The organism is Mycobacterium sp. IDUB_17, assembly GCF_055419465.1.
This window is the reverse complement of sequence record NZ_JBVAXS010000001.1, coordinates 371,610-387,050: the sequence shown is the minus strand read 5'-3', so window position 1 is coordinate 387,050 and position 15,441 is coordinate 371,610. Positions and strand designations below refer to the sequence as shown.

The following is a 15,441-nucleotide window of genomic DNA, read 5'->3' as shown; positions in this document are numbered from 1 at the left end:
ACGAGGAGTAGAACGGTAGCCATGCCGACCACCACAGACACGATCACCACTGCCGATGGCACCTGCCGCGTCACCGTCGCCACGCCGGAGGGGGATGGCCCCTGGCCCGGGGTCGTGATGTTTCCCGACGCCGGCGGCCTGCGTCCCACGATGGAAGATATGGCGGCCAAGCTGGCCGGATTCGGTTACGTCGTGCTGGTGCCCGACGTGTATTACCGCACCCCCGGCTGGGGTCCCTTCGACCTCAACACCGTGTTTGCCGACCAGGAGCAGCGCAAGCAGCTCTTCGAGCTGATGGGCACCCTCACCCCGGAGATCTTTGCCGCCGACGCCGAAGCGTTCTTCGACTACCTCGCCGCCCGGCCCGATGTCTCCGGCGAGAAGTTCGGCACCACCGGCTACTGCATGGGCGGGCGGGCGTCCCTCATCGTCGCCACCCGGGTGCCGAAGCGGGTCGCGGCCGCGCTGTCCTTCCACGGCGGCAGGCTGGCGGTCGAAGACGATCCCGACAGTCCTCACCTGCTGGCCGACAAGATCCAGGCGACGGTCTACATAGCCGCCGCCGAGAACGATGCCTCCTTCACCGAGGACGACGCCAAGAGGTTGGAGGACGCGCTGTCCGGCGCCGCCGTCGACCACACCATCGAGTTCTATCCCGCAGCGCACGGGTTCGCGGTGCCTGATCATGCGGCGGTCTACGACGAGGCGGCGGCAAAGCGGCACTGGGAGAACACCGAGCGGGTGTTCGGGGCCGCGTTCGCCCCGGCATAGGCAGTAGGCGACGATTGACGCGTGTATGACCAGCCCTTCTCCGACGAGTCCCATCCCACCGAGCCCGGATTCCGGATCGACCCGGTACTGGCCCGGAGCTGGTTGCTGGTAAACGGCGCACAGTATGAGCGGTTCGCCCCCGCGGCCCGCTCCCGCGCCGACATCGTGGTACTCGACATCGAGGATGCGGTCGCCCCCAAGGACAAGGTGGCCGCTCGCGAGAAGGTGACCCGGTGGCTGGCCGACGGCAACAGTGACTGGGTCCGGATCAACGGCTTCGGCACCCCGTGGTGGGCCGATGACCTGGACATGTTGACCGGCACATCGGTGGGCGGCGTCATGCTGGCGATGGTCGAATCGGTGGACCATGTCACCGAGACGGCCCGGCGGTTGCCCGATGTGCCGATCGTCGCCCTGGTGGAGACGGCCCGCGGACTCGAGCGGATCACCGAGATCGCCTCGGCCAAGGGAGCATTCCGGCTCGCGTTCGGCATCGGCGACTTCCGCCGCGACACCGGTTTTGGCGACAGCCCGGCAACCCTGGCATATGCACGGTCGCGGTTCACCATCGCCGCCAAGGCCGCCGGACTCCCCGGCGCCATTGACGGCCCCACCGTCGGGTCCAGTGCGCTGCGACTGTCGGAGGCCACCGCGGTGTCGGCCGAGTTCGGCATGACCGGAAAGATCTGCCTGACGCCCGATCAGTGCCCGACCGTCAACGAGGGCCTGGCCCCCTCCCAGGATGAGATCAGTTGGGCCAAGGAGTTTTTCGCCGAATTCCAGCGGGACGGTGGCGAGATCCGCAACGGGTCAGACCTGCCCCGCATCGCTCGGGCCAACAAGATCCTCGATCTGGCGCGGGCGTACGGCATCCACGAACCCGAGTACAGCGACGACCCGGATCACGTGCCGGCCCCGTCCGACACGTATCACTACTGAGCTTGGTTCAGGCCGGCGGTTTGGCGTCGTTGCGGTGCATGAAGGTGTTGATCCCGCGGGCCACACCGCGGCCCGCGTAGATGCCTGCCGCCACTGAAACGACGATCATCACGACGAATGTCAGTGTCCAGTTGGTCCGGCTGTGGCTGACATTCCACCAGATGAAGGTGAACAGCAGCGCGCAGATGAAAACCACGATGTCGCGCCAGTTGCCGCGATAGGACATCGCGGCCCGACGAATTTCGCGGGAGCGGTCACCGGCCTCGATGAGTTCGTCGATGCGCCGGTCGATGCTCGCCTGCATCCGGGCCCGCCGGTCGACCTGATCTTCCGGAATCCGGGCCAGCAGGTCGAGATCTTTGCTGATCATGCCGCGGACATCCGGCGGCTTGAGATTGCCCGCCGCTACACCCAATAACGCACCACCGGCGATGGGTGCCGCCCCCAGCGCGAGATCAGCGAATCCTGGCATTACGTCCCTCCCTCACTCCATCAGCGTTGCGGCCAAGGTGCCGCCCAGCTCGTAGGCCCGTTCCCGGACACCGGCGTCGAGCGCACCCGTGACTTCAAGCACATCAGCCGCTTTGACCAACGCCAGCCCCGTCACGATCTTGTCGACCGCGTTCGCCGCGCCGACCGTGTCGTTGTTGCCGTGCACCCACAGCCCGTACGGACGCCCGGCCACGTGATCGAGGCTCGGGTAGTACACGGTATCGAAGAAGTGCTTGAGGGCACCGCTCATGTAGCCGAAATTGGCTGTGGTGCCGAACAAATAGCCGTCGGCGGCCAACATGTCCGTGACGGTCGCAGCTAACGCCGGCTTCAGTTCGACCGTCACGCCGGAGATGTCCGGATCGTGCGCCCCGGCCAGCACTGCCTCGAGGAGCTCCCGCGTCGTCGGCGACGGCGTGTGATGCACCACGAGCAGCGTCTTGGTCATGACGGCTGCTGTTCCTGCATCCGCACCGCCGTGCGCATGGTCTCGCGCGCGCGGCCCCGGTCGCCGGCGAAGTCGTAGGCGCGGGCCAGCCGGTACCAGCGAACCCAATTGTCCGGGTCGGCTTCCAGTTCGGCCTTGACCGTCGTGAAGAGTTCATCGGCCGCGTCGCGCTCGATACGCCCCGACGGCCGCGTCGGCAGCTCGCTGACGTCGAGTTCCATGCCCTGCTCGCGCGCGAGACGGGCCAACCGTTGGTGCGCCAGCCCGGCACGCAGCGTGGTGACCAGCACCCAGACACCGATCAGCGGGAACGCCAGCAGTGCCAGGCCCAGTCCGATCGCGGCCGGCTCGCCCGAGGTGATGAAGATGAACGCGGTGCGTCCGAGCATCAAGAAGTAGGCGATCAGCGCCAGGCACATGAAGCCGATCACCAGTTGGATGCGCAGCGACCGCGCGCCGTCACTCACGACAGATCGAGCAGCGGTTCAATGCCGATGGTCAAGCCCGGCCGCTCGCTGACCTTGCGCACAGCCAGCAGCACCCCCGGCACGAACGAGGATCGGTCCAGGCTGTCGTGGCGGATCGTCAGCGTCTCCCCCTGGGTGCCGAACAGCACCTCCTGATGGGCGACCAGCCCGGCCAACCGCACCGAGTGCACCGGTACGCCGTCCACGTCGGCACCTCGGGCGCCGTCGAGACCGGTGCTGGTGGCATCCGGGTTGGGCGGCATGCCTTTTCGCGCCTCGGCGATGAGCTTCGCGGTGCGCGCGGCCGTGCCCGACGGTGCGTCGGCCTTGTGCGGATGGTGCAGTTCGATGATCTCGACCGATTCGAAGTACCGCGCCGCCCGCTGGGCGAAGTGCATGGACAGCACCGCACCGATCGCGAAGTTCGGCGCGATGAGCACCGCGACCTCCGGCTTTTCCTTGAGCCAGGCTTCCACCTGTTCAATGCGATCCCAGGTGAATCCGGTGGTCCCGACGACGGCGTGAATCCCGTTGTCGATGAGGAACTTCAGATTGTCCATCACCACATCGGGATGGGTGAAGTCGATGACCACGTCGGTCTTCGTGTCGGTGAGCAAGCTCAGTGGATCACCCGCATCCACGCCGGTGGAGAACGTCAGATCCTCCGCAGATTCGACCGCGTGCACCATGGTCGCGCCGACTTTGCCCTTAGCCCCGAGAACGCCAACTCGCATGGTTGCGAGCCTACTGCCCGGGGTTGCCCACAGGTTCGGACCGGTCCGACATGGGAGCCGCCCGCGGTGGCGGGTCCATCAGCGCCATCCCGGCGACCAAATGACATCACCATTTTACTTCCACTTGACATAGTTCATTTTGGAAGTAAATTGTGAGCCGCACCACTCGCCTATCCACTTTCTTGGAGGTCACCCGATGTCAAGCGACGTTTCACTCGTCCGTCCAGACGCCGCAGATGTGGACTTCACCCGGTCGGGAGTATCCCGTTTCCCCAACCGCGACCTCGGTGTCCCGAGGTTCAGCTGCGAGGTGGGAGTTCCGCTCGCAGAGCAGAAGGAGCTCGGTCACAACCGCTGGCACCCCGATATCCCGCCACTGCACCATCTCGGACCGGGCGACGAGGTAATCCTCGAGGCCGGCGGCTACGACGATTACCAGTTGCAAGACGTCGATGACGACCAGGACGTCCGCGACTTCGATCTCACCCGCACCCACCCGATCACCGGTCCGGTATATGTCGACGGCGCACAACCGGGCGATCTGCTGGTGGTCGATGTGCTCGACGTGCTCCCGCTGTCAGGCATCGGCTACTCGAACATCCTGCCCGGGATGGGCGGACCGCTGGCCAGTTGGTTCCCTGACGGCTTCAAGACGGTCTGGGACTTGCACGGCCTGTTCGCCACCAGCCGCCAGATCCCCGGCGTGGAGATCCCCGCGATCAGCCATCCCGGAGTCATCGGCGTCGCCCCCTCACACGAACTGCTCGCGATCTGGAACGAGCGGGAGGATCCGCTCATCGCCGAGGGCCTCGCGGCGCCGCGTGCGGACGCCATGTCGACCGCGGTGCTGCGCACGCTGGAGGGCAAGGAGTGGGAGCGTGTCGCCGCGACCGCGGCCCGGACGGTCCCGCCAAGGGAGAATGGCGGCAACCTCGACATCAAGAACCTCTCCCGCGGTTCGCGGGTGTACTTCCCGGTGTTCGTCGAGGGTGCCTTGTTCTCCACCGGCGACTTCCACTTCTCCGAGGGCGACGGCGAAATCACCTGGAACGCCATCGAAATGGACGGCGTCGGATGGTTCCGGTTCAACCTGATCAAAGACGGCATGGCCAAGTACGGCGTCCGCACACCGATGCTGCGACCGTCACCGGTCGACCCGAACCTGGGTACCCGGTATCTGTCGTTCACCGGACTGTCCGCCCGCGGCAAGGAGCAGAAGTACATCGACGCCACGATGGCCGCGGTCGATGCGGTCGAGCAGGCAATCGAGTATCTGGGCAAGTTCGGCTACACGCCCGAGCAGGCCTACACGATCATCAGCGTGGCGCCGTGTGAGATGCACGTCGGCGGCATCGTCGACATCCCGAACGCGGCTGTGACACTGAAGGTTCCGCTCGACATCTTCGACAAGGACATCCTTCCCAAGTAATCCGTCGGACGCGGCGCCGGGCCCTGAAAAGCCCGGCGCCGCAAGCGCATCCAACAGAAAGCGGACACAGATGAGCAACGTCGGGCTGTTCTACGTCGGCGCCGTCCTGATCGTGAACGGCATCATGCTTCTCGGGCGCATCTCCCCCCGGTCGGCCGCACCACTGAACCTCTTCGTCGGCGCCATGCAAGTGGTGATCCCGACCGTGCTGCTCGTGACCGCGGACGGGGATGCGGCGACTATCGCCGGCGCCGCCGGTCTCTATCTGTTCGGATTCACCTACCTGTGGGTCGGCATCAATGGCATCACCGGCTGGCCACCCGAAGGGTTGGGTTGGTTCTCCCTCTTCGTGGCAGTGGCCGCTGTCGGGTACGCGGCCCACACCTGGAGTGCCGGCGGCCGGATCTTCGTCGTGATCTGGCTGGCCTGGGCAACGCTGTGGCTGCTGTTTTTCCTGGTCCTCGGACTCGGACGCGCCCAACTCACCCGGTTCACCGGAGCACTGGCGGTTGCCGAGGGCGTTCTGACCGCAGCCGTTCCCGCCGGCCTGGGCCTCGCCGGGGTGTGGACCGACTCCGCCACCGGAGCAGTGATCGCGGCTGTTCTGGGGTGCGCCGTGTTGGTCACGCTGTGGCTGATCACCCGCACCACGACGACCGCCGTACCGGTCTCGACGTCGAGGGCTCTGCGGACCAACAGCTGATCGCGCCGACTTCGACCGGTCTCAGTCGCCGGCAAGCTTCGCCAGAAGCGTTCCCAATTCACCCAATTCCGCCCCGGTCAGCGGGGAACACGCCTGCTCGAGTGCAGCCGACACCGCCGGAGCCAGTTCACGATGCCGGTCGACGCCACGCTCACTCAGGCGGACCATCATGCGCCGCCGATCGTAGGAATCCAGCGTCCGGTAGACCAGTGCGGCGTCGACGAGCCGGTCCACCGTGCGAGTGAGGCTCGGCCCGGGTATGAGGGTGACGGTGGAGACCGAACTCATGGTGGCTTCCTGCACCGATGCCAGATGGTCGATCACCCGCCATTGGTCCAGCGTGAGTCCCGAACCGGCAAGGCCGCTGCGCACGGCGGCACGCACAAGCGCGGCGGCCCGGTCGATGGCGAGCGTTTCCAGCAACGGGAAGACCTCGTCCCGATCGGTCCGCACAGTTTGACCCCCTTGCTGGACTTCGTTCCAAACGCAATACTTCCAGATGAATATTACGCTGCTGTGCCCATGCGATGGGCGCAAGGAGGCATGGCGATGTCGCGGAATTACCGCATCGGACTTGTCATTCCACTGCGAGGCCCGGGCGGGATGTACGGCCCGTCATGCGAGGCCGTGGCGAAGCTCGCCGCCGCCACGCTCAACGACAACGGCGGCATCCTCGCCCGCGAAGTCGAGATCGAGGTGATCGACGCCAGCCTCCCCGGCCCCGAACTGCAGAACGAGATCACGCAATTGATGGCCCGCGACCAGATCCACGCGGTGACCGGCTGGCACATCTCGACGGTCCGTGAACAACTCGCACCGGTGCTGACCCACCGGATCCCCTACGTGTACACGTCCCTCTACGAGGGTGGCGAGTCCCGCCCCGGTGTCATCTGTTCAGGCGAAACCCCCGCGTTGCAGATCGCACCCGCGCTGCGGTGGCTGCAGGAGAACATCGGCGTCCAGCGGTGGGCGGTGGTCGGTGCGAACTACGTGTGGCCGCGGCGCACCGTGCCGGCGATTCGGGAGTACTGCCACCAACTCGATCTGCAGATCGTGGAGGAGGTCTACGTCAACTACGGCACCACCGACTATTCCCGTGTCCTACCGCGCATCGAGCACAGTGGCGCCGAGGGCATCATCATGCTGCTGGTGGGCCGCGATGCCGTGGCGTTCAACCGAGCCTTCAGCGAACAGGGCCTGCATCACCGCATCCTCCGGTTCAGCCCGCTGATGGAGGAGAACATGCTGCTGGCCAGCGGCGCGGATGCCACCGAGAACCTGTACGTGGCTGCGAGCTACTTTCAGAATCTGGTCTCGGCGAGCGCACAGGACTTCATGTCCGACTATGTGCACAGATTCGGGCCGAGCGCGCCACCGCTGAACAACGCCGCTGAATCCTGTTACGAGGGTGTCGCCACACTCGGCGCCCTGGCGACCGCGGCCGCGTCGACCGACGTAGACGAGATGGCGCTACATCGCGGCTCGGTGAGCTACGACGGTCCACGCGGTTTCGTCCACGCCAGCGGTGGGCTGATGCATCAAGACGTGCACATCGCCGTCGCGGACGGGTACGAGTTCGACGTGGTTGCCACGCTGTGAGAGCCGAGCCGCCCTGGGTTGGTCGGGGGATCCCCCGGATATCGAGACGAATTCACCTAGCGTAGGCGTATGCGCCTCTTTCCCATCGCCCTCGCCGTCCTTGCCATGGCGGGCTGTTCCAACAACGCGGCCGCCGATGACACCACGCTCGACGGCCGCACATTCGTGTCGGAGCGGGTCGAAGGTGACCAGATCCCCGGCGGCGGGCCGTTGACGGTCGGTTTCGACGGGAATCAGATCAGCACATACGCCGGCTGTAACCACGGCTCGGGCACCGCCGATCTGGCCGAGGGCCGGATCACCACCCAACTGGCCATGACGATGATGGCCTGCCCGCCGCCGGTCGGCGATTCAGATGCCTGGGTATCAAAGTTCTTCGACGCCAAGCCAACCTGGGCGCTGTCCGGCGATTCCCTCACGTTGCGCACCGACGCCGCGACCGTCACGTTGCGGGACAAGAAAGTGGCCGATCCGGATCGCCCGCTGACCGGCACGACCTGGCAGGTCACCAGTCTGGTGTCCGCCCAGGCGGTCACCACCTCGGTCGCGCTCGAGCAGTCCAAGCCCACGTTGACCATCGGGGATGACGGCGCGGTCAGCGGCTCGACCGGCTGCAACCGGATCACCGGCCACGCAACCGTTTCCGGGTCACCGGCCGTCATCGACTTCGGCCCGTTGGCCACCACCAGAATGGCCTGCCCACCGGAGGTCGCCGAAGTTGAGCAGGCCGTGCTGCGAGTGCTCAAGGGCACGGTCCAGACCTCCATCGACGCCGACGAATTGAAGCTCTCAGGCACCGACGGCAACGGATTGGTACTGCGGGCGCAGTGATGTCAGAGCGGTGACGCCCCGCGCAGGTGCTCGAAGATCAGCGAGGTCTGCGTGCCCGCGACGTCGGCGTCGGCATTGAGGTGCTCCACCACGAACGCCCGCAGATCCTCGGTGTCACGCGCGGCCACGTGCAGGATGAAGTCGTCTCCCCCGGCCAGGAAGTACACGTCCATCACCTGCGGCAGTTGGCGGATATGGGCGATGAAGTTTCGGATCTTGCCCCGCGCGTTCGACTGCAGACTCACCGAGATCATCGCCTGCAGGCTGAGCCCCACCGCAGCCGGATCGATGTCGGTATAGAAGCCCCGGATCACCCCGATCTCCTGGAGCCTGCGCACCCGACCGTGACAGGTCGACGCGGCGACCCCGACCGCGTCGGCCAGCGCGCTGTTCGACATCCGGGCATCGGCATGTAACGCGAGCAGAATTCGGCGGTCCACCTCGTCGAGTTCAGCCCGAACATCCTTCGGCGAACGGGCCGTGCGGCCCGGCATGTTTGACGATTCTTCAGACACCAAGCGACTCTAACGAATCTTCATCGGAGATATTGCTCACTTACCGAAGGTTCTTCACAATTATTGTCAGCACCCAACCTTGAAGGAGCGACCATGCTCGTCGGCATCCCGACCGAGATCAAGAACAACGAGTACCGAGTGGCGATCACCCCGGCGGGCGTGGCGGAGCTGACCCGACGCGGTCACGACGTGATCATTCAGGCCGACGCCGGCGAAGGCTCAGCCATCACCGACAACGACTTCAAGGCCGCCGGTGCCGAGATCGTGGCCACGGCCGACCAGGTCTGGGCCGAGGCCGAACTGCTCCTCAAGGTCAAGGAACCCATCGCGGCCGAGTATTCGCGCATGCGCAAGGGCCAGACGCTGTTCACCTATCTGCACCTGGCGGCATCCAAGGAATGCACCGACGCACTGCTGGCCTCGGGTACCACCTCGATCGCATATGAGACGGTTCAAACCGCCGACGGGGCGCTGCCGCTGCTCGCCCCGATGAGCGAGGTCGCCGGCCGCCTGTCCGCACAGGTCGGCTCCTACCACCTGATGCGCACACAGGGCGGCCGTGGCGTGCTGATGGGAGGCGTCCCCGGCGTCGCGCCTGCCGAGGTCGTCGTCATCGGCGGTGGCGTCGCCGGCTACAACGCCGCCCGTATCGCCAAGGGCATGGGCGCCCACGTCACGGTGTTCGATCTGAACATCAACACGCTGCGCAAGATCGACAACGAGTCGGGTAGCAGCATCGAGACCCGTTACTCGTCGTCCCTGGAACTTGAGGAGGCCGTCAAGAAGGCCGACCTCGTGATCGGTGCGGTGCTGATCCCCGGGGCCAAGGCCCCCAAGTTGGTCACCAATTCGACGGTGTCCCACATGAAGCCGGGCGCGGTACTGGTCGACATCGCCATCGACCAGGGTGGCTGCTTCGAGGATTCGCGTCCCACCACCCACGACGATCCGACGTTCGCCGTTCACGACACGGTGTTCTACTGCGTGGCCAACATGCCCGGCTCGGTGCCGCGCACGTCGACGTTCGCGCTGACCAACGCCACCATGCCGTACGTGCTGAAGTTGGCCGACAAGGGCTGGAAGGCCGCCTGCGAGGCCGACCAGGCACTCGCCAAGGGCCTCTCCACGCATGAGGGCGCGCTGCTGTCCGAGCAGGTGGCCATCGACCTCGACATGCCGTTCACCGATCCGGCCACTGTCCTGGCCTGATCTCACGCACCGCCGCTCGGCTGGAGTTCGCTCCGGCCGGGCGACGTGCATTCCGGTACCGGCGATGCCTGGCAGCCGCCCGTATGCACGCTGTTCACCGCACATTCGACCCGTGGCTCCACGCCGGTGCTTGGATCGAAAGGGCAAGCCTCACAAGGCCTTTTCCTCCGATCTACATTCCAGGACTGAGGAGTCACCCATGGTCAACCTGCCCGTCGCGCACCAGCCCCGCCCGTTGCTGCCCGAGCTCTCGGAATTCTTCGCCGGGATCACACCGTTCGCCAGCCTGCGCCCCATCTTCGAGCGCAACCTCATGCGCATCGAGGACGAGGTCACCGAAGACCACTACGAACTGCGGGCCGAGATCCCCGGTATCGATCCCGCGAGCGATGTTCAGATCACCGTGGCCGACGGCCAGCTGACGGTGAAGGCCGAGCGTTCGGAGCGAGCCGACACCACGGCGCGGTCGGAGTTCTCCTACGGCTCGTTCCTGCGCACCGTGACGCTGCCCGCGGAGGCCGATGAGGAGAACATCACGGCCGCCTATGAGCGCGGCATCCTTACCGTGCGTGTGCCGTTGTCGCAGAACCCCGCGGGAGCCCGGCAGATCGCCATCCAGGGCGCCGAGAACGGCTCGGCCGCAATCGGATCCGCCGAGCACTCAGAGTAACGACGGCAGCACGAGAGCCGTCAGCTCACCGATGAGCGGGCGCAGGTTGTCGGCCTTCGGGTCGTCGGCCTGTGACCGCGTCATCACGGCCAACAACAACCGTTGCCCGTCGGGCCCGTAGGCGATCCCGACATCGTTGGTGCTGCCGTAATCCCCGCTGCCGGTCTTGTCGGCAGTGGTCCAGCCGTCCGGGAGTCCGGCGCGCATGCTCGATGTCTGATTGGCCCGCATCCAGTCCTCCAACTGGCGGCGCTGCGGCGGGTTCAGCGCGTCACCGGCCAACATCGCCCGGTACCCGACGGCCAGCGCAGCCGGGGTGGAGGTATCCCTCGGGTCCCCCGGTATCGCCGAGTTCAACTCGACCTCCCAGCGATCCAAGCGGGTGCGCTCGTCTCCGACGCTGCGGGCGAATGCGGTGATACCCGCAGGCCCGTCAATCGTTTTCAGCATCAGGTTGCCCGCGGTGTTGTCACTGCGCTGCAGCGCCGCCTGACACAACTCCGCCAGCGTCATCTCGGCACCGGCATGGGTCTCCGTGACCGGAGAGTTCGGCACGATCGCCTCCGGGTCGATGAACACCCGGTTGTCCAGCGAAATCTGGCGGCGGCCGACCATCTGCAGCACGCGCCCGGCGGCATAGCCTTTGAAGGTCGAGCAGATCGCGAACATCTCGTCGGGCCGGTGGGTGAGCGTCCGCCCGGAAGCCAGATTGGCCGCATACAAGCCGATCAGGAGGTTGTCACGACGTTCCAGTTCCGCGATCTGGTCATCGACCGGGGCGGCGAAAGCCGGTGCGGCGTTACCCACACCGACGGCAGCCGCCGCCACGAGCGAACCGATCAGAACATTGCGTCGCGAGAGTCCCGTCATCGGACCCAGCGTAGCGGGTCAGCCGGCGATAGCTTGAAGTTGTTGCGGCAGAGTCTTTTTGGACCGATGTGGGCCGAGTACCGCGGCACCGTATTCGCGAGACAGCAACTGGTGGGCCACCGCGTTGACCTCTTCGAGAGTAACCGCATCGATCTGGGCCAACGTGTGATCGATGGTCCGGTGTTCACCGTAATTGAGCTCGCTGCGCCCGATCCGGTGCATGCGCGATCCGGAATCCTCCAGCCCGAGCACCAGCCCGCCACGCAACGAGCCCTTGGCGATGCGGCATTCGTCGGCGGTGATCCCGTCTCGGGCAACGCCTTCCAGAACATCGGTGGTCACCCGGACCACTTCGTCGAACCGTTCCGGCTGACATCCCGCATACACCGAGAGCGCCCCGCTGTCGGCGAAGGTGTCCACCGTCGAGTACACCGAGTAGGCCAGGCCGCGGGATTCCCGGATCTGTTGGAACAGACGGGAACTCAGACCACCGCCGAGCGCGGTGTTGAGCACCGACAGCGCCCAGCGGTGCTCCCAGTGCCGGCCGGGCGTGCGAACGCCCAGCGACACGTGGGTCTGCTCTCCGTCGCGGTCGACCACGAGCAATGACGGCTTGCCGCCGACCCGTCCAGCGCCCTTACGCGGTGCAACCGCGGTGCGCCCGGCTTCCAGCCGCGGACCGAAATGCTCCCGCACCAGCGACAATACGACGTCGTGGTCGATGTTGCCCGCCACCGCCACGATCATCCGTTCGGGCGTGTATCGACGGACGTGGAACGAATGCAACTGCGCGCGTGTCATCGTCTCGATCGACTCGACGCTGCCGATCACCGGACGTCCGACCGGGTGATCACCGAACATCGCCGACAGGAAGACGTCACCGAGACTGTCCTCGGGATCATCGTCGCGCATGGCGATCTCTTCGAGGACGACGTCGCGTTCCACCTCGACATCCTCGGTGGCACACCGACCCCGCAACACGACGTCGGCCACCAGATCGACCGCGAGTTCCAGGTCGGAATCGAGCACGTGGGCGTAGTAGCAGGTGTGCTCACGCGTGGTGAACGCGTTCAGCTCACCACCGACGGCATCGACAGCCTGAGCTATCTCGACCGCGCTGCGCGTCGGGGTGGCCTTGAACAGCAGGTGCTCCAGGAAGTGGGCGGCACCCGCGACGCTTCGTCCTTCGTCGCGGGAGCCGACACCCACCCAGACTCCGACGGATGCGGAACGCACCGACGGGATGTACTCAGTGACCACCCGGAGTCCGCCGGGCAGATCTGTCCGGCGGACATGTGTGGTGTTCAGTGCAGACGCCTTGGTTCGAGCTGAGGTGATCAGGACTCGGCAGCAGCGGCAGCGGCGTCGGCCGGAGCCGGAGCACCGTCGGCAACTGCCTCGGACTTCTCCGCGCCCTCTTCGTCGACGAGCACCAGCGAGATCTTGCCCCGGTTGTCGATATCGGCGATCTCGACGCGCAGCTTGTCGCCGACCTTCACCACATCCTCGACCTTGGCAATGCGCTTGCCCCGGCCCAGCTTGGAGATGTGGACCAGGCCGTCACGACCCGGCAGCAGCGACACGAACGCGCCGAAGTCGGTGGTCTTGACCACGGTTCCGAGGAACCGCTCACCGATCTTGGGCAGCTGCGGGTTGGCGATGGCGTTGATCTTGTCGATCGCGGCCTGAGCCGCCTCGCCATTGCTGGCGCCGACGAACACGGTGCCGTCGTCCTCGATGGAGATCGACGCGCCGGTCTCCTCGGTGATCGAGTTGATCATCTTGCCCTTGGGCCCGATGACCTCACCGATCTTGTCAACCGGCACCTTGATCGTGGTGATCCGCGGTGCGTACGGGCTCATCTCGTCGGGCGTGTCGATGGCCTCGGCCATCACGTCGAGGATCGTCAGGCGCGCGTCCTTGGCCTGCGCCAGCGCACCGGCCAGCACCTTGGACGGAATGCCGTCGAGCTTGGTGTCGAGCTGCAGGGCGGTGACGAAGTCCTTGGTGCCTGCGCACTTGAAGTCCATGTCGCCGAAGGCATCCTCGGCGCCGAGGATGTCGGTCAGCGTCACGTAGCGGGTCTCACCGTCGACCTGGTCGGAGACCAGGCCCATGGCAATGCCGGCCACCGGCGCCTTGAGCGGCACACCGGCGTTCAGCAGCGACAGGGTCGAGGCACACACCGAACCCATCGAGGTCGAGCCGTTTGAACCCAGGGCCTCCGACACCTGACGGATGGCGTACGGGAACTCCTCGACGCTGGGCAGCACGGGAACCAGGGCCCGCTCGGCCAGCGCACCGTGGCCGATCTCGCGGCGCTTGGGCGAACCCACGCGACCGGTCTCACCGGTCGAGAACGGCGGGAAGTTGTAGTGATGCATGTAGCGCTTGCTGGTCTCGGGCCCCAGCGAGTCGATCTGCTGGGCCATCTTCACCATGTCCAGCGTGGTGACACCCATGATCTGGGTCTCGCCGCGCTCGAACAACGCGCTGCCGTGCGCCCGCGGGATGATGGCCACCTCGGCCGACAGCGCCCGGATGTCGGTCACACCGCGGCCGTCGATACGGAAGTGGTCGGTCAGGATGCGCTGGCGCACAAGCTTTTTGGTCAGCGAGCGGTAGGCCGCGCCGATTTCCTTCTCACGACCGGCGAAGGTATCGCCCAGACGCTCGAGCACCTCGACCTTGATCTCGTTGGTGCGGTCGTCGCGCTCGTGCTTACCCGCGATGGTCAGTGCCTCCGACAGCGCGTCGGTGGCGACCGCGGCCACGGCGTCGTAGACGTCGTCGGCGTAGTCCGGGAACAGCGGGTAATCGGCGATCTCCTTGGCGGCCTTCTCGGCCAGCGCTGCCTGAGCGTCGCACAGCGTGGCGATGAACGGCTTGGCCGCCTCAAGGCCCTCGGCGACGACGGCCTCGGTGGGAGCCTGGGCGCCGCCGGCGACCAACTCGATCACGTTCTCGGTGGCTTCGGCCTCGACCATCATGATCGCGACATCGTCGCCCACCTTGCGGCCCGCGACGACCATGTCGAAGACAGCCTTCTCCAGCTGCTCGACGGTCGGGAAGGCGACCCACTGGCCATCGATCAGGGCGACGCGCACGCCGCCGACCGGCCCGGAGAACGGCAGGCCGGAGATCTGCGTCGACGCCGAGGCGGCATTGATGGCCAGCACGTCGTACAGATCCTTGGGATCCAGGCTCAGGACGGTGACCACGACCTGGATCTCGTTCCGCAGACCGCTGACGAACGACGGGCGCAGCGGCCGGTCGATCAGGCGACAGGTCAGGATCGCATCGGTGGAGGGACGGCCCTCACGCCGGAAGAACGAGCCGGGGATCCGGCCCGCGGCGTACATCCGCTCCTCGACGTCGATGGTCAAGGGGAAGAAGTCGAAGTGGTCCTTCGGCGTCTTGCTGGCGGTCGTCGCGCTCAGCAGCATGGTCTCGTCGTCGAGGTAGGCGACGACGGAGCCGGCGGCCTGCTGCGCGAGCCGCCCGGTCTCGAAACGGATGGTGCGGGTGCCGAAGCTCCCGTTGTCGAGGGTTGCGGTGGATTCGAACACACCGTCTTCAAGTTCAACTACAGACATAGAGTCCGTTGGCCTCTTTCGTTCTTTCAGCTGTTTTCGCGGCGTCACGGTGGCGATACGCCACGGGCCCTGGTTACGGCTACGGCCGTCGATCGAAGCGGCCGGATGGGCCCCGACAACGGGGTTCCGGCAGCCACTACCGAAGACCGCCCGACCAGGCGGGCCCGA

17 protein-coding genes are annotated in these 15,441 nt (G+C 66.1%); 8 read left to right on the top strand and 9 right to left on the bottom strand.

The window, feature by feature from the left end; all coding sequences use genetic code 11:
* Positions 1-21: 21 nt before the first annotated feature.
* Complete coding sequence (locus tag ACZYZ7_RS01930) at positions 22-771, top strand: dienelactone hydrolase family protein (RefSeq protein WP_450068900.1); 750 nt, start codon at positions 22-24, stop codon at positions 769-771.
* A gap of 21 nt (positions 772-792) precedes the next feature.
* Positions 793-1,710, top strand: coding sequence for an HpcH/HpaI aldolase/citrate lyase family protein (locus ACZYZ7_RS01925; RefSeq protein ID WP_135453777.1), 918 nt, complete (start codon positions 793-795; stop codon positions 1,708-1,710).
* Between the two features lie 7 nt (positions 1,711-1,717).
* Here the strand turns inward: ACZYZ7_RS01925 and ACZYZ7_RS01920 are convergent, their stop codons facing one another.
* The 4 genes from ACZYZ7_RS01920 to dapB are packed head-to-tail and all read right to left on the bottom strand — an operon-like array spanning position 1,718 to position 3,851.
* Positions 1,718-2,182: a hypothetical protein gene (locus ACZYZ7_RS01920; protein ID WP_135453776.1), complete on the bottom strand. Its 465-nt coding sequence runs from the start codon at positions 2,180-2,182 to the stop codon at positions 1,718-1,720.
* 12 nt (positions 2,183-2,194) lie between these two features.
* On the bottom strand, positions 2,195-2,650 hold the full coding sequence (locus ACZYZ7_RS01915) for a flavodoxin family protein (protein WP_450068899.1): 456 nt from the start codon (positions 2,648-2,650) through the stop codon (positions 2,195-2,197).
* Positions 2,647-3,117, bottom strand: coding sequence for a hypothetical protein (locus ACZYZ7_RS01910; RefSeq protein WP_135453774.1), 471 nt, complete (start codon positions 3,115-3,117; stop codon positions 2,647-2,649). Before ACZYZ7_RS01910 ends, ACZYZ7_RS01915 begins: the two co-directional genes overlap by 4 nt.
* A complete protein-coding gene (dapB, locus tag ACZYZ7_RS01905) occupies positions 3,114-3,851 on the bottom strand; it encodes a 4-hydroxy-tetrahydrodipicolinate reductase (RefSeq protein WP_463740085.1) in 738 nt (245 codons plus the stop codon). The genes ACZYZ7_RS01910 and dapB overlap by 4 nt, the downstream gene beginning before the upstream one ends.
* 196 nt (positions 3,852-4,047) lie before the next feature.
* On the opposite strand from dapB, the gene ACZYZ7_RS01900 reads away from it, so the two are divergent.
* Both ACZYZ7_RS01900 and ACZYZ7_RS01895 read left to right on the top strand, forming a co-directional pair.
* Positions 4,048-5,280: an acetamidase/formamidase family protein gene (locus ACZYZ7_RS01900; protein ID WP_450068897.1), complete on the top strand. Its 1,233-nt coding sequence runs from the start codon at positions 4,048-4,050 to the stop codon at positions 5,278-5,280.
* Between the two features lie 70 nt (positions 5,281-5,350).
* On the top strand, positions 5,351-5,983 hold the full coding sequence (locus tag ACZYZ7_RS01895) for an AmiS/UreI family transporter (protein WP_450068896.1): 633 nt from the start codon (positions 5,351-5,353) through the stop codon (positions 5,981-5,983).
* Between the two features lie 21 nt (positions 5,984-6,004).
* Here the strand turns inward: ACZYZ7_RS01895 and ACZYZ7_RS01890 are convergent, their stop codons facing one another.
* Positions 6,005-6,436 carry a MarR family winged helix-turn-helix transcriptional regulator gene (locus ACZYZ7_RS01890; protein WP_450068895.1) on the bottom strand — a complete coding sequence of 144 codons (432 nt, stop codon included), beginning with the start codon at positions 6,434-6,436 and terminating at the stop codon, positions 6,005-6,007.
* Between the two features lie 96 nt (positions 6,437-6,532).
* Between ACZYZ7_RS01890 and ACZYZ7_RS01885 the strand changes: the two genes are divergently transcribed.
* Positions 6,533-7,582: a substrate-binding domain-containing protein gene (locus tag ACZYZ7_RS01885; RefSeq protein WP_450068894.1), complete on the top strand. Its 1,050-nt coding sequence runs from the start codon at positions 6,533-6,535 to the stop codon at positions 7,580-7,582.
* 69 nt (positions 7,583-7,651) lie between these two features.
* Positions 7,652-8,413, top strand: a complete 762-nt coding sequence (locus ACZYZ7_RS01880) for an META domain-containing protein (protein ID WP_450068893.1) — start codon at positions 7,652-7,654, stop codon at positions 8,411-8,413.
* A gap of 2 nt (positions 8,414-8,415) precedes the next feature.
* On the opposite strand, the gene aldR is transcribed toward ACZYZ7_RS01880, so the two are convergent.
* Complete coding sequence (aldR, locus tag ACZYZ7_RS01875) at positions 8,416-8,928, bottom strand: HTH-type transcriptional regulator AldR (protein ID WP_450068892.1); 513 nt, start codon at positions 8,926-8,928, stop codon at positions 8,416-8,418.
* A gap of 93 nt (positions 8,929-9,021) precedes the next feature.
* Here aldR and ald point away from each other — a divergent pair, with 93 nt between their 5' ends.
* Positions 9,022-10,137, top strand: a complete 1,116-nt coding sequence (gene ald, locus ACZYZ7_RS01870; RefSeq protein WP_135453767.1) for an alanine dehydrogenase — start codon at positions 9,022-9,024, stop codon at positions 10,135-10,137.
* A 199-nt stretch (positions 10,138-10,336) separates the two neighbouring features.
* Positions 10,337-10,807 carry an Hsp20/alpha crystallin family protein gene (locus ACZYZ7_RS01865; protein ID WP_463740084.1) on the top strand — a complete coding sequence of 157 codons (471 nt, stop codon included), beginning with the start codon at positions 10,337-10,339 and terminating at the stop codon, positions 10,805-10,807.
* Here the strand turns inward: ACZYZ7_RS01865 and bla are convergent.
* Genes bla through ACZYZ7_RS01850 form a run of 3 tightly spaced genes read right to left on the bottom strand, consistent with a single transcriptional unit; the run spans position 10,799 to position 15,273 of the window.
* Positions 10,799-11,677, bottom strand: a complete 879-nt coding sequence (gene bla / locus ACZYZ7_RS01860) for a class A beta-lactamase (RefSeq protein ID WP_463740083.1) — start codon at positions 11,675-11,677, stop codon at positions 10,799-10,801. The genes ACZYZ7_RS01865 and bla overlap by 9 nt on opposite strands.
* Positions 11,678-11,695: 18 nt before the next feature.
* Complete coding sequence (locus tag ACZYZ7_RS01855; protein ID WP_463740536.1) at positions 11,696-12,985, bottom strand: M16 family metallopeptidase; 1,290 nt, start codon at positions 12,983-12,985, stop codon at positions 11,696-11,698.
* Between the two features lie 29 nt (positions 12,986-13,014).
* A complete protein-coding gene (locus ACZYZ7_RS01850) occupies positions 13,015-15,273 on the bottom strand; it encodes a polyribonucleotide nucleotidyltransferase (protein WP_463740082.1) in 2,259 nt (752 codons plus the stop codon).
* Between the last annotated feature and the right edge of the window lie 168 nt (positions 15,274-15,441).